The organism is Collinsella aerofaciens, from assembly GCF_015546965.1.
Classification (GTDB): Bacteria; Actinomycetota; Coriobacteriia; order Coriobacteriales; family Coriobacteriaceae; genus Collinsella; species Collinsella aerofaciens_X.
Map to the genome: position 1 here is coordinate 51,032 of NZ_JADMUF010000005.1, position 14,435 is coordinate 65,466.

Consider the following 14,435-nt stretch of genomic DNA (forward strand, 5'->3'; position numbering starts at 1 on the left):
AAGCTCGAATGCGACTCCCTGGACAGTCAATTTGGGACGGGGCTTTTTTGACTACCCTCCCCCTGTAGAAAAATCCCTAACGCAGTTGCGGTGAAATAGGGACTGTTTTTGCTGGTCAAACCGTAAAACAATCCCTATTTCACCGCAACTTATTGGTGGCCTTTTGGGTAGCACTCAGCGCCACGGGTCGGCTTCGAACATCGGCTCGCGCTCGGGGCGGCGATCGCTGTAGGGATCGTAGCCGTCATCGTCCTCGTTCTCGGCACGGATGTAGGGGTCGCGCGGCTTGGGCGCCGGTTTGGACGTGGGCTTGGGCGCCGGCGCACTTGTTTTGATCTCGTCTTTCATCTGCATATCTCCTTGCCATGTACTCATGCTCAACATCAACGATTGTCGCACGAAAAAGGGCGGCGGACCCAATTGGATCCGCCGCCCTTGGCATTTAGAGACGGCTGGTAGATTTTAAGGCATGTCCCAAAAATCTACTCGGCGTCGGGGACCTCGTAGGTAGCCGCCGGCGTGTTGTCGCACACGACGGTAAAGCCGCCGTCCTTGTCGACATCGACTGTCACCTGATCGCCCTCGCGCACTGTGCCGTCGATGATGGCCGCCGCGATGGCGTCCACGACCTCGCGCTGGACCAGGCGCTTGAGCGGACGGGCACCAAAGACCGGGTCCAAACCGCCCACGGCGAGCATCTGCTTGGCCGCCGGGGTGACGGCAAGCGTCATGCGCTCCTTGGCCAGACGCGCGCGGACGTCGGCAAGCTGGATGTCGACGATCTTTTCGATCTGCGCCATACCGAGCGGATGGAACACCACGATATCGTCGATACGGTTGAGGAACTCGGGGCGGAAGGTCTGGGCCATGGCCGCGTCGACCTGATGGCGCATCTCCTCCTCGTCCTTGCCGGACAGATCGGCGATGGCCTTGGAGCCCACGTTGCTCGTCATGATGATAATCGTGTTCTTGAAGGACACCTGGCGACCCTGGCCATCGGTCAGACGACCGTCGTCGAGCACCTGCAGCAGCACGTTAAAGACATCCGGATGGGCCTTCTCCATCTCGTCGAGCAAGATTACGGAGTACGGACGACGGCGCACGGCCTCGGTGAGCTGGCCACCCTCGTCGTAGCCCACGTATCCCGGGGGCGCACCGATCAGACGCTGGACGCTGAACTTCTCCATGTACTCGGACATGTCGATACGCACAAGCGCGCGCTCGTCGTCGAACAGGCACTCGGCAAGCGCCTTGGCGAGCTCGGTCTTGCCCACGCCGGTGGGGCCCAGGAAGAAGAAGCTGCCGATGGGCTTGTCCGGGTCGGAGAGGCCCGCACGGCTGCGGCGCACAGCCGCGGCCACGGCGGACACGGCCTCATCCTGACCGATGACGCGCTTATGCAGCTCGCCCTCCAGGCCCTTCAGCTTGTCGAGCTCGCCCTGCATCATCTTGGACACGGGCACGCCGGTCCAAGCGCTCACGACCTCAGCGATCTCATCGGAGGTCACCTGCTCATTGAGGCCCTCGCCGTCCTGCTGCTTTTGCGCCTCGAGCGCGGCCTCGGAATCCTGAATCTGCTGCTGCAGACCCGGAATCACGGAGTAGCGCAGCTCGGACGCACGACCCAAATCGCCGTTGCGCGTCGCACGCTCCTCCTCGCTCTTTGCCTCGTCGAGCTTGCCCTTGAGCTCCTGCACGTGGTCGATGGCGTTCTTCTGGTTGAGCCAGCCGGCCTTTTGCACGTTGAGCTTTTCCTGGACCTCGGCAATCTCCTGGCGCAGGGCCTCCAGACGCTCCTTGGAGGCGTCATCGGTCTCCTTCATGAGCGCCTGTTCCTCGATCTGCAGCTGGGTGAGTTGACGTGTGGTGGCGTCGATCTCGACCGGCATGCTGTCGAGCTCCATGCGCAGGCGGCTTGCCGCCTCATCGACCAGGTCGATGGCCTTGTCGGGCAGGAAACGGTCGGCGATGTAGCGATCGGAGAGGTCGGCGGCGGCCACGAGCGCACTATCGGTGATGTGCACGCCGTGGAAGATCTCGTACTTCTCCTTAAGGCCACGCAGGATCGAGATGGTGTCCTCGACGGTAGGCTCGCTCACCATAACGGTCTGGAAACGACGAGCGAGCGCCGCATCCTTCTCGATGTACTTGCGGTACTCGTCGAGCGTGGTCGCGCCGATCGCGTGCAGGTCGCCACGGGCGAGCGCCGGCTTCAGGATGTTGCCGGCGTCCATGGAGCCCTCGGTGGCACCCGCGCCCACGATGGTGTGGAGCTCATCGATGAACAGGATGACCTTACCCTGCGCCTTCTGCACTTCCTTGAGCACGGCCTTCAGGCGGTCCTCGAACTCACCGCGGTACTTGGCGCCAGCGACCAGCGCGCTCATGTCGAGCTCGATGAGGTCACGGTCGCGCAGGGTGCTCGGCACGTCGCCGGCCACGATACGCTGGGCGATGCCCTCGACGATAGCCGTCTTGCCCACGCCCGGCTCGCCGATGAGCACGGGGTTGTTCTTGGTGCGGCGGGACAGGACCTGGATGGTACGACGAATCTCGTCAGTACGGCCGATAACCGGGTCGAGCTTGCCGGCGCGGGCCAGGTCGCAGATATTGCGGCCGTACTGCTCCAGCGCCTCAAACTGGGTCTTGTCCTCGGCAGATGTCACGCGGTCATCGCCGCGCAGTTCCTCGTAGACCTGCTCGATGCGCTCCTTGGTAACGCCGGCGTCGCGCAGCACGCGGCCCGCCTCGCCCTTGTCCTCGGCAAGCGCCATTAGCAGATGCTCGGTCACCACAAAGCTGTCGCCCATCTTGGTGGCCTTCTTCTCGGCCTTCTCGATGACGCGGACGAGCTCTTTGGAAAGGCCCATCTGCTGGCCCTCGCCCGAAACCTTGGGCGCATGGTCGATGGCATCCTGCGTGGAGCGCGCGAGTTGAGCCGGATCGGCACCAATGCGCTCGATGATCACGGAGATATTGCGTTCACCGGCACCGAGCAGGGCAGACAGCAGGTGAATCGGCTCCACCGCGCCGGCCTGCGCGTCGGCAGCCGTGCTCATGGCGGTCTGCAACGCCTCGCGCGACGTCATTGCTAGCTTATCGATTCTCATGGAATCACCTCTCTTGGGGTGGCCGCCCTACGGGGCGGCTTCACGTTGTTCGAGAAGTATTGTTGCCAGCTTTTTACGATCTTATACATAAATCTAAGTCTCTATATATAAGATTTTCTGAGTGCTCTCATGACATGGAAAATCACCACAAAGGGGACAGGCGTGCTCACCCGCTGCGGCCTCATCCCCTTACTATCTCAATCTGTAACATCTAGCGACTGTTTATGGCTCCAGATGTTACAAATCAAGATGAAATGACCAGCGGCGCCCGCTTGTCTCAATCTGTAACAACTACTCGGCAAATAGAGCTCTACCTGTTACAGATTGAGACAAACAGAAGACACCCGAATCGAAAATCTAAATCCGTAACACCAGGCCCACTTTTAGCGGCCAAGATGCTACAGATCGAGACAGACCGAAAACCACCACAAAGGGGACAGGCACCTTCATGGTGGTCCAACAAAGAAACCGCCCCAATAAAAAGAGGCGGTATCAAGCCCAGTCTACGTTTGGCGATCCCCAGACCCAACGAGAACGCAGTGATGGAATCGAGAACCGACAATAGCCCGTTCGCACAGATAGAGGCAGAGATTCAAGGTCAGAGTCCGGCTTAAACGGCTTAGCTATCGCACGCCACATTGTTCTCGTCATCGTCCCTGTCGTTTTTATAGTGCTTATAGTGAAAATAGCGGGTTTAGTGAGAATAGTATTGCACAAAACTCGTGAACTCAATTTTGACCCCTCGCCCAGAATGAGGGGAGGCAAATATTCCTATTAGAGATCAAATCGAAGCCCAATAGGGCCTTTTAGCCTCTCATTCCGGGCGGTCGCTTTCTTTTGAATATTGTCGTAAGCTTGTATCATTTATCTTAATGATTGCATATTGCATGAGAGGTGCCCCACCGTGAAACGCTCCACCTATATCGGCCTGCTCGTCTTAGCGTTTGCAATTACCGCAGTCGGCGTGGGCATTATCTATCTCGCATTTCTCCCTGCCTCGGCAACGCAGGCGGCGGTTGAAACCGTAAGCTACCCCATCGAAATCCTCACCGATATCGTCAAACCCGATTCAATCACCGTCGATTTCGACGGTACGCCCGCAGCGCTTGGGGTCAGTAACTATCCCCGAATCGAACTTGGAGCCACGCGCTATACCCAAGATGAGCAGCTTATCGGCAAGGCAACCAGTTTACTCAAAGGCAAGACATTTAAGCGATGGTACGGCGCCGCAATATATCGAGCCAAGAAAGGCCAAATGAATGGCGGGTATTATTCGACCCTTGAACTCGATGCGGCAAACGGGAGCAGACTGTGCAACGTTTCATACGACCCCGGCTACGTGGACAACGAAGGGCCGGGAGTCTATATCTCGGATGGCAACGTGATCTACGTCATGGAAGGCGACCAGACGGCAGTCGTCGATTTTATGGATCGGTGTACCGAGGATGCCTACGAACAAACTTGCGAGCCCGATCCACAGACAGCGCGCGACAGTGGCTCAGCACGCACTTGGCTATTTGACGATGAAATAACCTGGGCCCCATCGAAATAAGGACCCGCCAGGCAGGCACCTTTGTGGTGGTTTCGGTTCCGATGTTCCACTGTCTCGATCTGTAACATCTAGCGGCCCTTTTCAATCCTAGATGTTACAGATCGAGATGAAATGATCGGCGGCGATTGTTTGTCTCAATCTGTAACAGCCGCTCGTCAAATAGGGGCCCAGATGTTACAGGTCGAGACAAACGGAACCACCGCAAAGGCGCCTACCCCTTCATGGTGGTTTTCGACAAAAGAAGCCGCCCCGATAACAGAGGCGGCATCAAGCAAGTCTATTTATTAGCGTCCCTCAAGACCCAACGAGAACGCAAGAATGTAGCCCGGGGCTTACCCTTTGCCGAACGCGACCCTCGCGAAGCGCGTGAGCGGGCGGGAAAGGGTGGCCCCGGGCGGACAATTAAGTGCGTTACTCGGCAGCGGCCTTGAACTTGTTGTAGTTGATCAGGCAGCCGGCCTTGACGATGGCACGCTCTTCGGCCGTCATATCGGCAATGTAGAGCTCAATCTGCTCGACCGTGCCGTTGGCACGCACCACATAGGCAGCGATGTCCTTTAGGTCGCCATCGAGCGCGGCACGGATGCCCGGCACAAAGACGTAGTCGCCCACCTCAAAGTTGGGCTCGACCTCCATCTGGAAGGGCACCATGCCCCAGTTCATCACGTTGGAGCGATAACGCTTGGTGGCGTACTCGTGGACGATGTTGGCCAGGCCGCCGATCACGCGCTGGCAGCTCGCGGCCTGCTCGCGGGCGGAACCGTCGCCGGGCTTCTTGGCATAGAGCATGGAGCCGTACTCGGTCGCCTTGGCATCGGCCGCGACACCCGCGCCGGCCAGCGCCTCAAACACGCCGGCAAGCTCGGCATCGAGCGCCGCCAGATCGCCTGCTGCTTCGCCGGCAACGCGGCGCTTTTCCACCGCGTCGACCTCCTTGGAGCGACCCACGTAGGCCGGATCGCGACGGCTGAGCGTAAACTCGGCCAAGCCCAGCGGGTTGGAGCGGAAGGAGCTCGTCTCGCCCGAGGGAATGAGCTCGTCGGTCGTGGTGACCGAGTCCATGATCTTGGAGCACACCTTGAGCAGGATATCGTCGCCGAGAGGCTCCATCGCGGGCCACGGTTTGATGTTGGGACCCTCGACCAGCTCGTCGGCAGGCTCCGCCTTGCCAAAGCCCCAGTACACACGCTTTTTGTACGGCGCATCGTCAAAGGTGTACTCGCAGGCCTCGTCCCAAGTCTCCTCGGGCAGGTCGGTCGCCGGCGTCAGGACGCCGCCGTTGGCAGCCGTCGCCGCAATGGAGCGAGCGTCCATCAGGGCCACGGCGCTCAGCTGGCCATTACCCGGCTTGGAACCCTCGCGGTTGGGGAAGTTACGCGTGGTGTGGCGGATCGAAAGGCCGTTGTTGGCAGGCGTGTCGCCGGCGCCGAAGCACGGACCGCAGAACGCCGTGCGCACGATCGCGCCGGCCTCCATGAGGTCGTAGATGTAGCCGCGGCGTGTAAGCTCGAGTGCCACGGGCTGGCTCGTGGGATAGACCGACAGCGAGAACTCGCCGCAACCGGTGTTGGCGCCCTTGAGCACGCGGGCAGCCTGGACCACGGAGTCGTAGTTGCCGCCCGAGCAGCCGGCGATAACGCCCTGCTGCACGTGCAGCTTGCCGTCGACGATCTTGTCGAGCAGGGTAAAGTGCGTCTTGCCCTCGCCAATCCTGGCGGCCTCAAGCTCCACCTCATGCAGGATGTCCTCGAGGTTCTCGTTGAGCTCGTCAATCTCGAAGCCGTTGGAAGGATGGAACGGCAGCGCGATCATGGGCTTGATGCTCGACAGGTCGACCTCGACGCAGCCGTCGTAGTAGGCAACATCGGCGGGCTTGAGCTCGCGGTAGTCGTCGCCGCGGCCGTGCATGGTCAAAAACGCGTGCGTGTCCTCGTCGGTGGCCCAAATGCTCGACAGGCAGGTGGTCTCGGTGGTCATAACGTCGACGCCGTTGCGGTAGTCGGTCGTCATGCTCGCGATGCCGGGGCCCACGAACTCCATTACCTTGTTCTTGACGTAGCCCTTGGCAAAGACGGCGCGGATGATGGCGAGCGCTACGTCGTGCGGGCCGACGCCGGGACGTGGGGCACCCGTGAGGTAGATGGCTACAACGCCGGGATAGGCAACGTCGTAGGTGTCGCGCAGCAGTTGCTTCGCCAGCTCGCCGCCGCCCTCGCCCACGGCCATGGTGCCCAGGGCGCCATAGCGGATGTGCGAGTCGGAACCCAGAATCATCTTGCCGCAACCGGCGAAGTTCTCACGCATAAAGGAGTGGATGACGGCGATGTGCGGCGGGACGAAGATGCCGCCGTACTTCTTAGCAGCCGAGAGACCAAAGACGTGGTCGTCCTCGTTGATGGTGCCGCCCACGGCGCACAGCGAGTTATGGCAGTTGGTGAGCACGTAGGGCAGCGGGAACTGCTCCATGCCCGAGGCGCGCGCCGTCTGGATGATGCCGACAAAGGTGATGTCGTGGCTCGCCATGGCGTCGAAGCGAATCTTGAGCGCCTCGGGGTCGCCGGACGTGTTGTGTGCCTGAAGGATCGAATACGCGATGGTGCCACGCTTGGCATCCTCGGGCGCCTGCGTAATACCGCGCTCGGCAGCCTCGGCCGCAGGCACAACTTCGCTGCCGCCGCGCAGGTAGATGCCGTCCTCGTACAGCTTGACCATACTGTCTCCCACTCTGCCCAAAAGATTTGGGCGCATAGCATACATTCGTTCAATATCGTGCCATAGAACGGTTGCGAGTGGGTTACGAATCTGCACGTTCACTTTATCTCAGTAAAGCAAAGGACGAGCCCAGTGTGGGGCCGGCAGATTTGGCGCAAGAGCGTCCCTTTCGACTAGTCATTTAAGAACGTCCCCAATGACTACAAAAGCCCGCCAGAGCGAGCAAGGCAACGCCGCAGGTAGAGGACGGACAGCGAGCGACGTCCAGAGCGAACAAGTTGGCATGAAAAAGGCAAGGCATAGACCTTCTGGTCATGCCCTGCCTTTTGAATGACAAATTGTCGCTCTTGACGTCGCGCAGCGTCGAGCCGTTACGCGGTTTGGTAAAACCGCGTAACTACAAATCCCCGCCGGCGCCCAGCAGCTTGCGCATGACCTGTTCGGGGTTAACTGAGCCGTCGCGCGGGGCCAGGGCGGTGATCTTCTTCTGCATCTTGTACTCGTGCAGCTCGTCCTCGAGCTGGCGCACGCGGGCACGAAGTTTTTCGTTCTCGCGCTCGCGCTCCTCGGCACGCTCCTTCATATCGAGAATGCGCACCACGCCGGCAAGGTTGATGCCCTCGTCGGTCAGTTGGTTGATGAGCTCTAGGCGCTCGATATCGGCACGCGAATACAGACGCGTGTTGCCGCCCGAACGCTGGGGGTTCACCAGGCCCTTGGACTCGTAGACGCGCAGAGTCTGCGGATGCATGCCGGTCAGCTCGGCCGCCACGCTGATCATGTACAGCGGTTTGTTCCTATTGTCCTCGGCCATGCTACCTGACCCCTTTCCGTCTCGCTATCGTCCATCATAAGCCCGCGGGCGCGGGCGTGCGCCACGACCGCCCTAGTACGTCGCCTTGTAACGGTTGACCTTCTCGCGATAATCGCGCGTGTCGGCCTCGCGCAGCTTGGTCATGGCATCGCGCTCGTCATCGGATAGGTTCGTGGGGACCTGCACCTTGATCTCGACGAGCAGCGCGCCCGTACGGCCACGGTGCTTAACGTCGGGCGCTCCCATCTCCTTAAAGCGGAACTTCTTGCCCGTCTGGGTACCCGCGGGCACTTTCAAACGGACCGTCGCACCGCCGGGCGTGGGCACGTCCACCGTGCAGCCGAGCGCCGCCTCGTAGACCGAGACCGGTACCTCCATGGTCACGTCGGCGCCTTTGCGCTTAAACAGCGGGTGCTCCTCCACATGCGTGGTCACGACCAGGTCGCCGCGCTCACCACCCGCAACGCCATACTCGCCGCGACGCTTGTAGCGTAGCTTGCCGCCGTCGACCGCACCCGCAGGCACCGAAACCGTGATGGTCTGCTGCTCGCCCGTCGAGGGAATGCGATAGGTGACCTTGTGCGTCACGCCGCGAAACGCGTCCTCGGCCGTCACATCGACGGTCAGCGACAGGTCGCCGCCCTTGCGAGCGCGGCTGCGACCCGCGCCGGCACCGGCAGCGCCCGCAGCCCCGGCAAAGCCCGAGCCCCAATCGCTGCCCCAGGCGCCGTTGCCGCTAAAGATGCTGTCGAAGATGTCGCCCCAGCCGCTGGCGCCCGCGCCGGCACCGTAGCCGCCGCCATACGCGCCGCCCGCGCCCGGCATGCCGCCAAACATGAGCATCTGGTCGTACTCTTTGCGCTTCTTCTCGTCCGAAAGCGTTTCGTAGGCCTCGCTGATCTCCTTGAACTTGGCCTCGTCGCCGCCGGCATCGGGGTGATATTTTTGCGCGAGCTTGCGAAACGCGCTCTTGATCTCTTTGTCGGAGGCGCTCTTGGATACGCCCAGGATGTCATAGAAGGTTTTGCCTGCAGCCATCGTAGCTCCTCTCCTGTTACGTCCGCCGCCCATGCAGACGACGGCTCATGCTTTCATATGGCACTAGGCCAGAAAGGGCCCCGGGTGTTGCCCCGGGGCCCTTCTCAATTACTCCTCGGTGCTCTCGACCGTATCGGCCGTAGCATCCTCGGGCGCCGCTTCGGGCTCCGGTGCGGGGCGCTTCTCGCCACCGTAGGTCACCGTCACCATCGCGGAACGCAGGATGCGGTCCGCCATGCGGTAGCCCTTCTGGTACACATCGTTGACGGTCTCATCGTACTGCGATGCGTCCTCGACGCGACCCACAGCCTGGTGCTCGAGCGGATCGAACGCCTCGCCCTTGGGGTCGATGGGCTCAACGCCCTCGTGCGCAAACACATCGAGCAGCTTGGCATGCACCGCGTCGACGCCGTCGACGAACTGCTTAAAGTCATCGGCAAGCTCCTGGCTGCGGGCATGGTCGATCGCACGCTCGATATCGTCGACCACCGGCAGCAGCGCAGTGACGAGCTTCTCGGTCGCGCGCTCGCGCTCGGCGATGCGCTCGTTGGCAGTGCGGCGACGGAAGTTCTCCCAGTCGGCCTGCAGACGGGCGGTGCGCTCGGTGGCGTCCTTTGCCTTGTCCTCGGCGGCCTTCTGAGCCTCTGCCGCAGCATCGAGCTCGCTGCGCACGTCGGCAAGCTCCTTCTGAGCCTGCTCGAACTTGAGCTTAAAGTCGTTGTCGGCGGCTTCCTCACCGGCGCGGATAGCGGCTTCCACCATCTCGTCCTCGGTCATCGTCGCCTCCTTGTTGGAATCCTCTACCTGGTTCTCGGCAGCCTCGGCGGCCTCGGCCTCATTGGCCTCGGTATCGTCGACGGCCTCTACGGGAATCTTCACGTCCTTCTCCTCAGAGTCAACGGGGGCGTCGCCAGCGGCAGGCGCCTCCGTGCGAGCTTTACGGGCGGACATGATTACTTGTCCTCGTCGTCCACAACCTCGTAGTCGGCGTCGACAACGTCGTCGTCGGCAGGCTGGGCGCCGGCGGCACCGTCGGCCTGCTGCTGAGCGTCGGCGTAGACAACCTGAGCCAGCTCGTAGGCCACAGACTGCAGGGACTCGCCAGCGGCCTTGATGGCCTCGACGTCAGAGCCCTCGAGTGCCTTCTTGGCGTCGGCGATAGCGGCCTCGGCCTTGGACTTCACGTCGGCGGAAACCTTGTCGCCCAGCTCGTTGAGGGTCTGCTCGGTGGAGTAGCACAGGCTGTCGGTCTGGTTGCGGACCTCGACCTCTTCCTTCTGCTTCTTATCCTCCTCGGCATGAGCCTCGGCGTCCTTGACCATGCGATCGACTTCGTCGTCGGACAGAGCGGTGGAGCCAGAGATGGTGATCTGCTGCTCCTTGCCGGTGCCCTTGTCCTTAGCGGAGACCTTGACGATGCCGTTGGCGTCGATGTCGAAGGTGACCTCGATCTGCGGCACGCCGCGGCGGGCAGCCGGGATACCGGTCAGCTGGAACTTACCGAGCGACTTGTTATCGCGGGCAAGCTCGCGCTCGCCCTGGAGCACGTTGATCTCGACGCTGGTCTGGTTGTCGGCAGCGGTGGAGTAGACCTCGGTCTTGGAGGTCGGGATCGTTGTGTTGCGGTCGATCATCTTGGTCATGATGCCGCCCATGGTCTCGACGCCCAGCGACAGCGGGGTAACGTCGAGCAGCAGGATGCCCTCGACGTCGCCGGTGAGCACGCCGCCCTGGACGGCAGCGCCGTCGGCAACGACCTCGTCGGGGTTCACGGACATGTTGGGCTGCTTGCCGGTCATGGTCTTGACGAGCTCCTGGACAGCGGGCATACGGGTGGAGCCGCCGACGAGGATGACCTCGGTCAGATCGGAGAGCTTAAGCTTGGCGTCGCGCAGGGCGTTGGTGACAGGCTGCTTGCAGCGCTCGAGCAGGTCGCGGGTGATCTTCTCGAACTCGGCGCGGGTCAGCGTGTAGTTGAGGTGCAGCGGGCCGGACTGGTTCATGGTAATGAACGGCAGGTTGATGGTGGTCTGCTGGGCGGCGGAGAGTTCCTTCTTGGCGTTCTCGGCGGCCTCCTTCAGACGCTGCAGGGCCATGGGGTCCTGACGCAGGTCGACACCGTTCTCCTGCTGGAACTTATCGGCCATCCAATCGATGACGCGCTGATCCCAGTCATCGCCGCCCAGGTGGTTGTCGCCCGAGGTGGACAGAACCTCAAACACGCCGTCGGCGAGGTCGAGGATGGAGACGTCGAAGGTGCCGCCACCCAGGTCGAAGACCAGGATGCGCTGGTCGGTGCCCTGCTTGTCCAGGCCATAGGCCAGAGCAGCAGCGGTCGGCTCGTTGACGATACGCTTGACGTTGAGGCCGGCGATCTTACCGGCGTCCTTGGTGGCCTGACGCTGGGCGTCGTTGAAGTAGGCCGGGACGGTGATGACGGCGTCGGTGACGGTCTCGCCCAGATACTTCTCGGCGTCGGCCTTCATCTTTGCGAGCGTCATGGCGCTCACCTGCTCGGCGGTGTAATCCTTGCCCTCGATGTCGACGACGGCACGGCCACCCTGGCCCTCCTTGACCTCGTACGGCACGGTCTTGATCTCAGAGGTGCACTCGGAGTACTTGCGGCCCATGAAGCGCTTGATGGAGAACACGGTGTTCTTGGGGTTGGTGACAGCCTGGTTCTTAGCGGCCTTACCCACGACGCGGTCGCCGTCGGCACGGAAGCCCACGACGGACGGGGTGGTGCGGTCGCCCTCGGCGTTCACGATAATAGTCGGAGAACCGCCCTCGAGAACGGCCATTGCGGAGTTAGTAGTACCAAGATCGATACCAAGAATCTTGCCCATTAGAAATTCCCTCTCTCTTGTGCGTTTGCACCGACTCGGCGGTCTGCCGCGCGGTGTTTCGGCTTGTCTTTCAGGATGTAGTGTATCCCCTTATGGGGCGGAATATACAAAATCTAAGTCAATTCATATAAGATTTCTTATTGCCAAGAGTTTAGGTTCGCAAATGCGCAGGTAGATGCGCTGATTGAGTTCTCGGCAAATCTATCGAGATCTATGTAGAGATGGCTGAGGTTTGCGTCCGGGGGTGTCTGGGGCTGCCTTGCGGAAAGCTTGTCCCGGTTTGAGCGTGGATTCCGGGTCGCAGTTTCCGTCTGAAGGCTCAACCGGAAACCGTATCCCGTTTTGAGAGCGGATACCGGGTCGCAGTTTCCGCTAGCGGGCCCAACCGGAAACTGCGACCCGTTTTTCGGCCAAATAACGGGATGCCCTTTCCGCAGGCGCGCTCAATAGCTCAATATTTCAAGTCACCTTTAGCTAACATTTGCGCAGCTCAACGGCCCCACCTGCGCGTTTTTTAGTAAACCTTGGCATACTCGGCGAACGGTATGAAGATGCCGGCCAGAGGGTATTGCAAACGGTCGCTCCCGTGGTATGTTTTTGCCCGAATCAAACCGGCGCGCATCGTCTGTAGCGTCGGTCAACAGAGAGGAAACTACCATGGCTCATCCCGTAATTGATGCCGACGAGTGCATCGCTTGTGGCGTTTGCGTCGACTCCTGCCCCGCCGGCGTTCTGGAGCTCCAGGACGTCGCTACCGTCGCTGACGAGGACTCCTGCGTCGCCTGTGGCGCTTGCCAGGACGCTTGCCCCGCCGGCGCGATCACCGAGATCGTCGAGGAGTAACAACTCCCCCACTTGCACACTCAAAAGTACACCGTGCACAAAAAGGAGGCCTCCGCATCGCCGCGGAGGCCTCCTTTTGCATTCGTGGGCAGCTAATTGGGGACGGTGTCGGGCTAGGACAAATCATCCTCGTAGGGCATTAAATCGGCTAGGTAGCCTTTCTCCTTGAGCATCGCCTCGATCTCGTCGAGGGTCTGTTCGTCCTCCGCCGCAATGCGATGGAAGTGATAGCCGCTCGTCACCGTTAGCAGCGGAAAGCTCTTGCCGCTCTCGATATCGCGCAGATAGCGCTCGACATCGCGGCGGTTGCGGATGTCCAGGTCGGCCGTGATCTTGCCGTACACACGATGGTTGACGATCACGTTGAGCACGGCGCCACCCGCGTCGACGATACTCGTGAGCTCGTCGCCCGCCTGCTCCACACTGTGGCGCACCTTAACAAGACGCGTGGGCACGGCGGGGCTACTCGCGGCCTCCTGCAGCACGTAGCCGCGATTGGTCGCCACGATATCGTGCCCATCGGCGCGCAGCAGGGCAATGTCTTGCACGACAATCTGGCGGCTCACACCCACCTCACAAGCAAGTGCGCTGCCGGAGACGGGGTCTTTGGCTCCCTCGAGCACGGCCATGATGGCACGGCGACGCTCGCGGGCGTCCATTATTTACCGTCCAGCAGACGCAGGTGCTTAAGCGAGAGGTCGAGAATCGGCGCAGAATGCGTCAACGCCCCCGAGCTAATAAAGTCAACGCCCAGGTCGGCAAGCACGCGGATATTGCTGGCATCCACGTTGCCCGAGCACTCGGTCTTGGCGCGACCGGCGATAAGCTCTATGGCGGCGGCCATGTCGTCATGGGTCATGTTGTCGAACATGATGATATCGGCACCGGCCTCCACGGCCTCGCGCACCATGTCCAGGTTCTCGCACTCGATCTCGACCGTCGTGGTAAACGACGCATGAGCGCGCGCCATCTCGATCGCGCGTGCCACGCCACCGGCGGCGTCGATGTGGTTGTCCTTGAGCATGACAGCCGTCGACAGGTTATAGCGGTGGTTGCTGCCACCGCCGATCTCGACTGCCGCCTTTTCAAACACACGCATGCCCGGCGTGGTCTTGCGCGTGTCGACGAGCACGGTCTTGGTGCCTTCGAGCGCCGCGGCCATCTGGTGCGTATAGGTGGCGATGCCGCTCATGCGCTGCAGGTAGTTGAGCGCCACGCGCTCGCCCGAAAGCAGTACGCGCGCGTCGCCGCGCACTTGGCCCACATGGTCGCCGGCATGCACTTCGTCGCCATCCGCGACATCGAACAGCACGGAGCTCTGCGGATCCAGCAGCTCAAAGGTGCGGGCAAACACGTCCAGGCCCGCGATGATGCCATCTGCCTTGGCGATGAGCTCAACGGTGGCGGGGCGCGCCGTGGGACACACGCTCGCCGTGCTCACGTCCTCAAAGGTGATGTCCTCGCGCAGAGCCTGCAAAATCAGATCATCGACGACGAGCTTCATGGTAATGGGATTCATG

At 61.3% G+C, this 14,435-nt stretch carries 11 protein-coding genes; 2 read left to right on the plus strand and 9 right to left on the minus strand.

All coding sequences use genetic code 11. From position 1 onward, the window contains the following. Nucleotides 1-174: 174 nt before the first annotated feature. Together I1M21_RS04900 and clpB are read right to left on the minus strand one after the other, a co-directional pair. On the minus strand, nucleotides 175-348 hold the full coding sequence (locus tag I1M21_RS04900; protein WP_229025616.1) for a hypothetical protein: 174 nt from the start codon (nucleotides 346-348) through the stop codon (nucleotides 175-177). A 134-nt stretch (nucleotides 349-482) separates the two neighbouring features. After that, complete coding sequence (gene clpB, locus I1M21_RS04905) at nucleotides 483-3,110, minus strand: ATP-dependent chaperone ClpB (RefSeq protein ID WP_195192658.1); 2,628 nt, start codon at nucleotides 3,108-3,110, stop codon at nucleotides 483-485. A 904-nt stretch (nucleotides 3,111-4,014) separates the two neighbouring features. On the opposite strand from clpB, the gene I1M21_RS04910 reads away from it, so the two are divergent. Then, on the plus strand, nucleotides 4,015-4,662 hold the full coding sequence (locus I1M21_RS04910; RefSeq protein WP_195192659.1) for a hypothetical protein: 648 nt from the start codon (nucleotides 4,015-4,017) through the stop codon (nucleotides 4,660-4,662). 411 nt (nucleotides 4,663-5,073) lie between these two features. On the opposite strand, the gene I1M21_RS04915 is transcribed toward I1M21_RS04910, so the two are convergent. The 5 genes from I1M21_RS04915 to dnaK all read right to left on the minus strand — a co-directional run bounded on the left by I1M21_RS04915 (nucleotide 5,074) and on the right by dnaK (nucleotide 12,072). Beyond that, nucleotides 5,074-7,374 (minus strand): hydratase, encoded by a 2,301-nt coding sequence (locus tag I1M21_RS04915; protein WP_195192660.1) that lies wholly within the window; start codon nucleotides 7,372-7,374, stop codon nucleotides 5,074-5,076. Nucleotides 7,375-7,771: 397 nt separating this feature from the next. Next, nucleotides 7,772-8,188, minus strand: a complete 417-nt coding sequence (locus I1M21_RS04920) for a heat shock protein transcriptional repressor HspR (protein WP_006235210.1) — start codon at nucleotides 8,186-8,188, stop codon at nucleotides 7,772-7,774. A 72-nt stretch (nucleotides 8,189-8,260) separates the two neighbouring features. Further along, on the minus strand, nucleotides 8,261-9,226 hold the full coding sequence (locus I1M21_RS04925; RefSeq protein ID WP_055285310.1) for a DnaJ C-terminal domain-containing protein: 966 nt from the start codon (nucleotides 9,224-9,226) through the stop codon (nucleotides 8,261-8,263). A gap of 108 nt (nucleotides 9,227-9,334) precedes the next feature. Then, nucleotides 9,335-10,177, minus strand: coding sequence for a nucleotide exchange factor GrpE (locus tag I1M21_RS04930; protein WP_195192661.1), 843 nt, complete (start codon nucleotides 10,175-10,177; stop codon nucleotides 9,335-9,337). Nucleotides 10,178-10,179: 2 nt separating this feature from the next. After that, a complete protein-coding gene (gene dnaK / locus I1M21_RS04935) occupies nucleotides 10,180-12,072 on the minus strand; it encodes a molecular chaperone DnaK (protein ID WP_195192662.1) in 1,893 nt (630 codons plus the stop codon). Between the two features lie 657 nt (nucleotides 12,073-12,729). On the opposite strand from dnaK, the gene I1M21_RS04940 reads away from it, so the two are divergent. After that, nucleotides 12,730-12,915, plus strand: a complete 186-nt coding sequence (locus I1M21_RS04940) for a DUF362 domain-containing protein (RefSeq protein WP_006235216.1) — start codon at nucleotides 12,730-12,732, stop codon at nucleotides 12,913-12,915. A gap of 113 nt (nucleotides 12,916-13,028) precedes the next feature. Here the strand turns inward: I1M21_RS04940 and I1M21_RS04945 are convergent, their stop codons facing one another. Further along, nucleotides 13,029-13,574, minus strand: coding sequence for a transcription repressor NadR (locus tag I1M21_RS04945; protein ID WP_195192663.1), 546 nt, complete (start codon nucleotides 13,572-13,574; stop codon nucleotides 13,029-13,031). Further along, the gene (gene nadC, locus I1M21_RS04950) at nucleotides 13,574-14,434 is read right to left on the minus strand and encodes a carboxylating nicotinate-nucleotide diphosphorylase (RefSeq protein ID WP_195192664.1); all 861 of its coding nucleotides are present in this window, start codon (nucleotides 14,432-14,434) and stop codon (nucleotides 13,574-13,576) included. Before nadC ends, I1M21_RS04945 begins: the two co-directional genes overlap by 1 nt. Nucleotide 14,435: the final 1 nt, after the last annotated feature.

Bases quoted from the DNA above. Each gene is read 5' to 3' on its own strand.
- I1M21_RS04945 (WP_195192663.1), bottom strand. From the start codon at position 13,574: ATGGACGCCCGCGAGCGTCGCCGTGCCATCATGGCCGTGCTCGAGGGA.
- I1M21_RS04940 (WP_006235216.1), top strand. From the start codon at position 12,730: ATGGCTCATCCCGTAATTGATGCCGACGAGTGCATCGCTTGTGGCGTT.
- I1M21_RS04900 (WP_229025616.1), bottom strand. From the start codon at position 348: ATGAAAGACGAGATCAAAACAAGTGCGCCGGCGCCCAAGCCCACGTCC.
- dnaK (WP_195192662.1), bottom strand. From the start codon at position 12,072: ATGGGCAAGATTCTTGGTATCGATCTTGGTACTACTAACTCCGCAATG.
- I1M21_RS04920 (WP_006235210.1), bottom strand. From the start codon at position 8,188: ATGGCCGAGGACAATAGGAACAAACCGCTGTACATGATCAGCGTGGCG.
- I1M21_RS04915 (WP_195192660.1), bottom strand. From the start codon at position 7,374: ATGGTCAAGCTGTACGAGGACGGCATCTACCTGCGCGGCGGCAGCGAA.
- I1M21_RS04930 (WP_195192661.1), bottom strand. From the start codon at position 10,177: ATGTCCGCCCGTAAAGCTCGCACGGAGGCGCCTGCCGCTGGCGACGCC.
- nadC (WP_195192664.1), bottom strand. From the start codon at position 14,434: ATGAATCCCATTACCATGAAGCTCGTCGTCGATGATCTGATTTTGCAG.
- clpB (WP_195192658.1), bottom strand. From the start codon at position 3,110: ATGAGAATCGATAAGCTAGCAATGACGTCGCGCGAGGCGTTGCAGACC.
- I1M21_RS04925 (WP_055285310.1), bottom strand. From the start codon at position 9,226: ATGGCTGCAGGCAAAACCTTCTATGACATCCTGGGCGTATCCAAGAGC.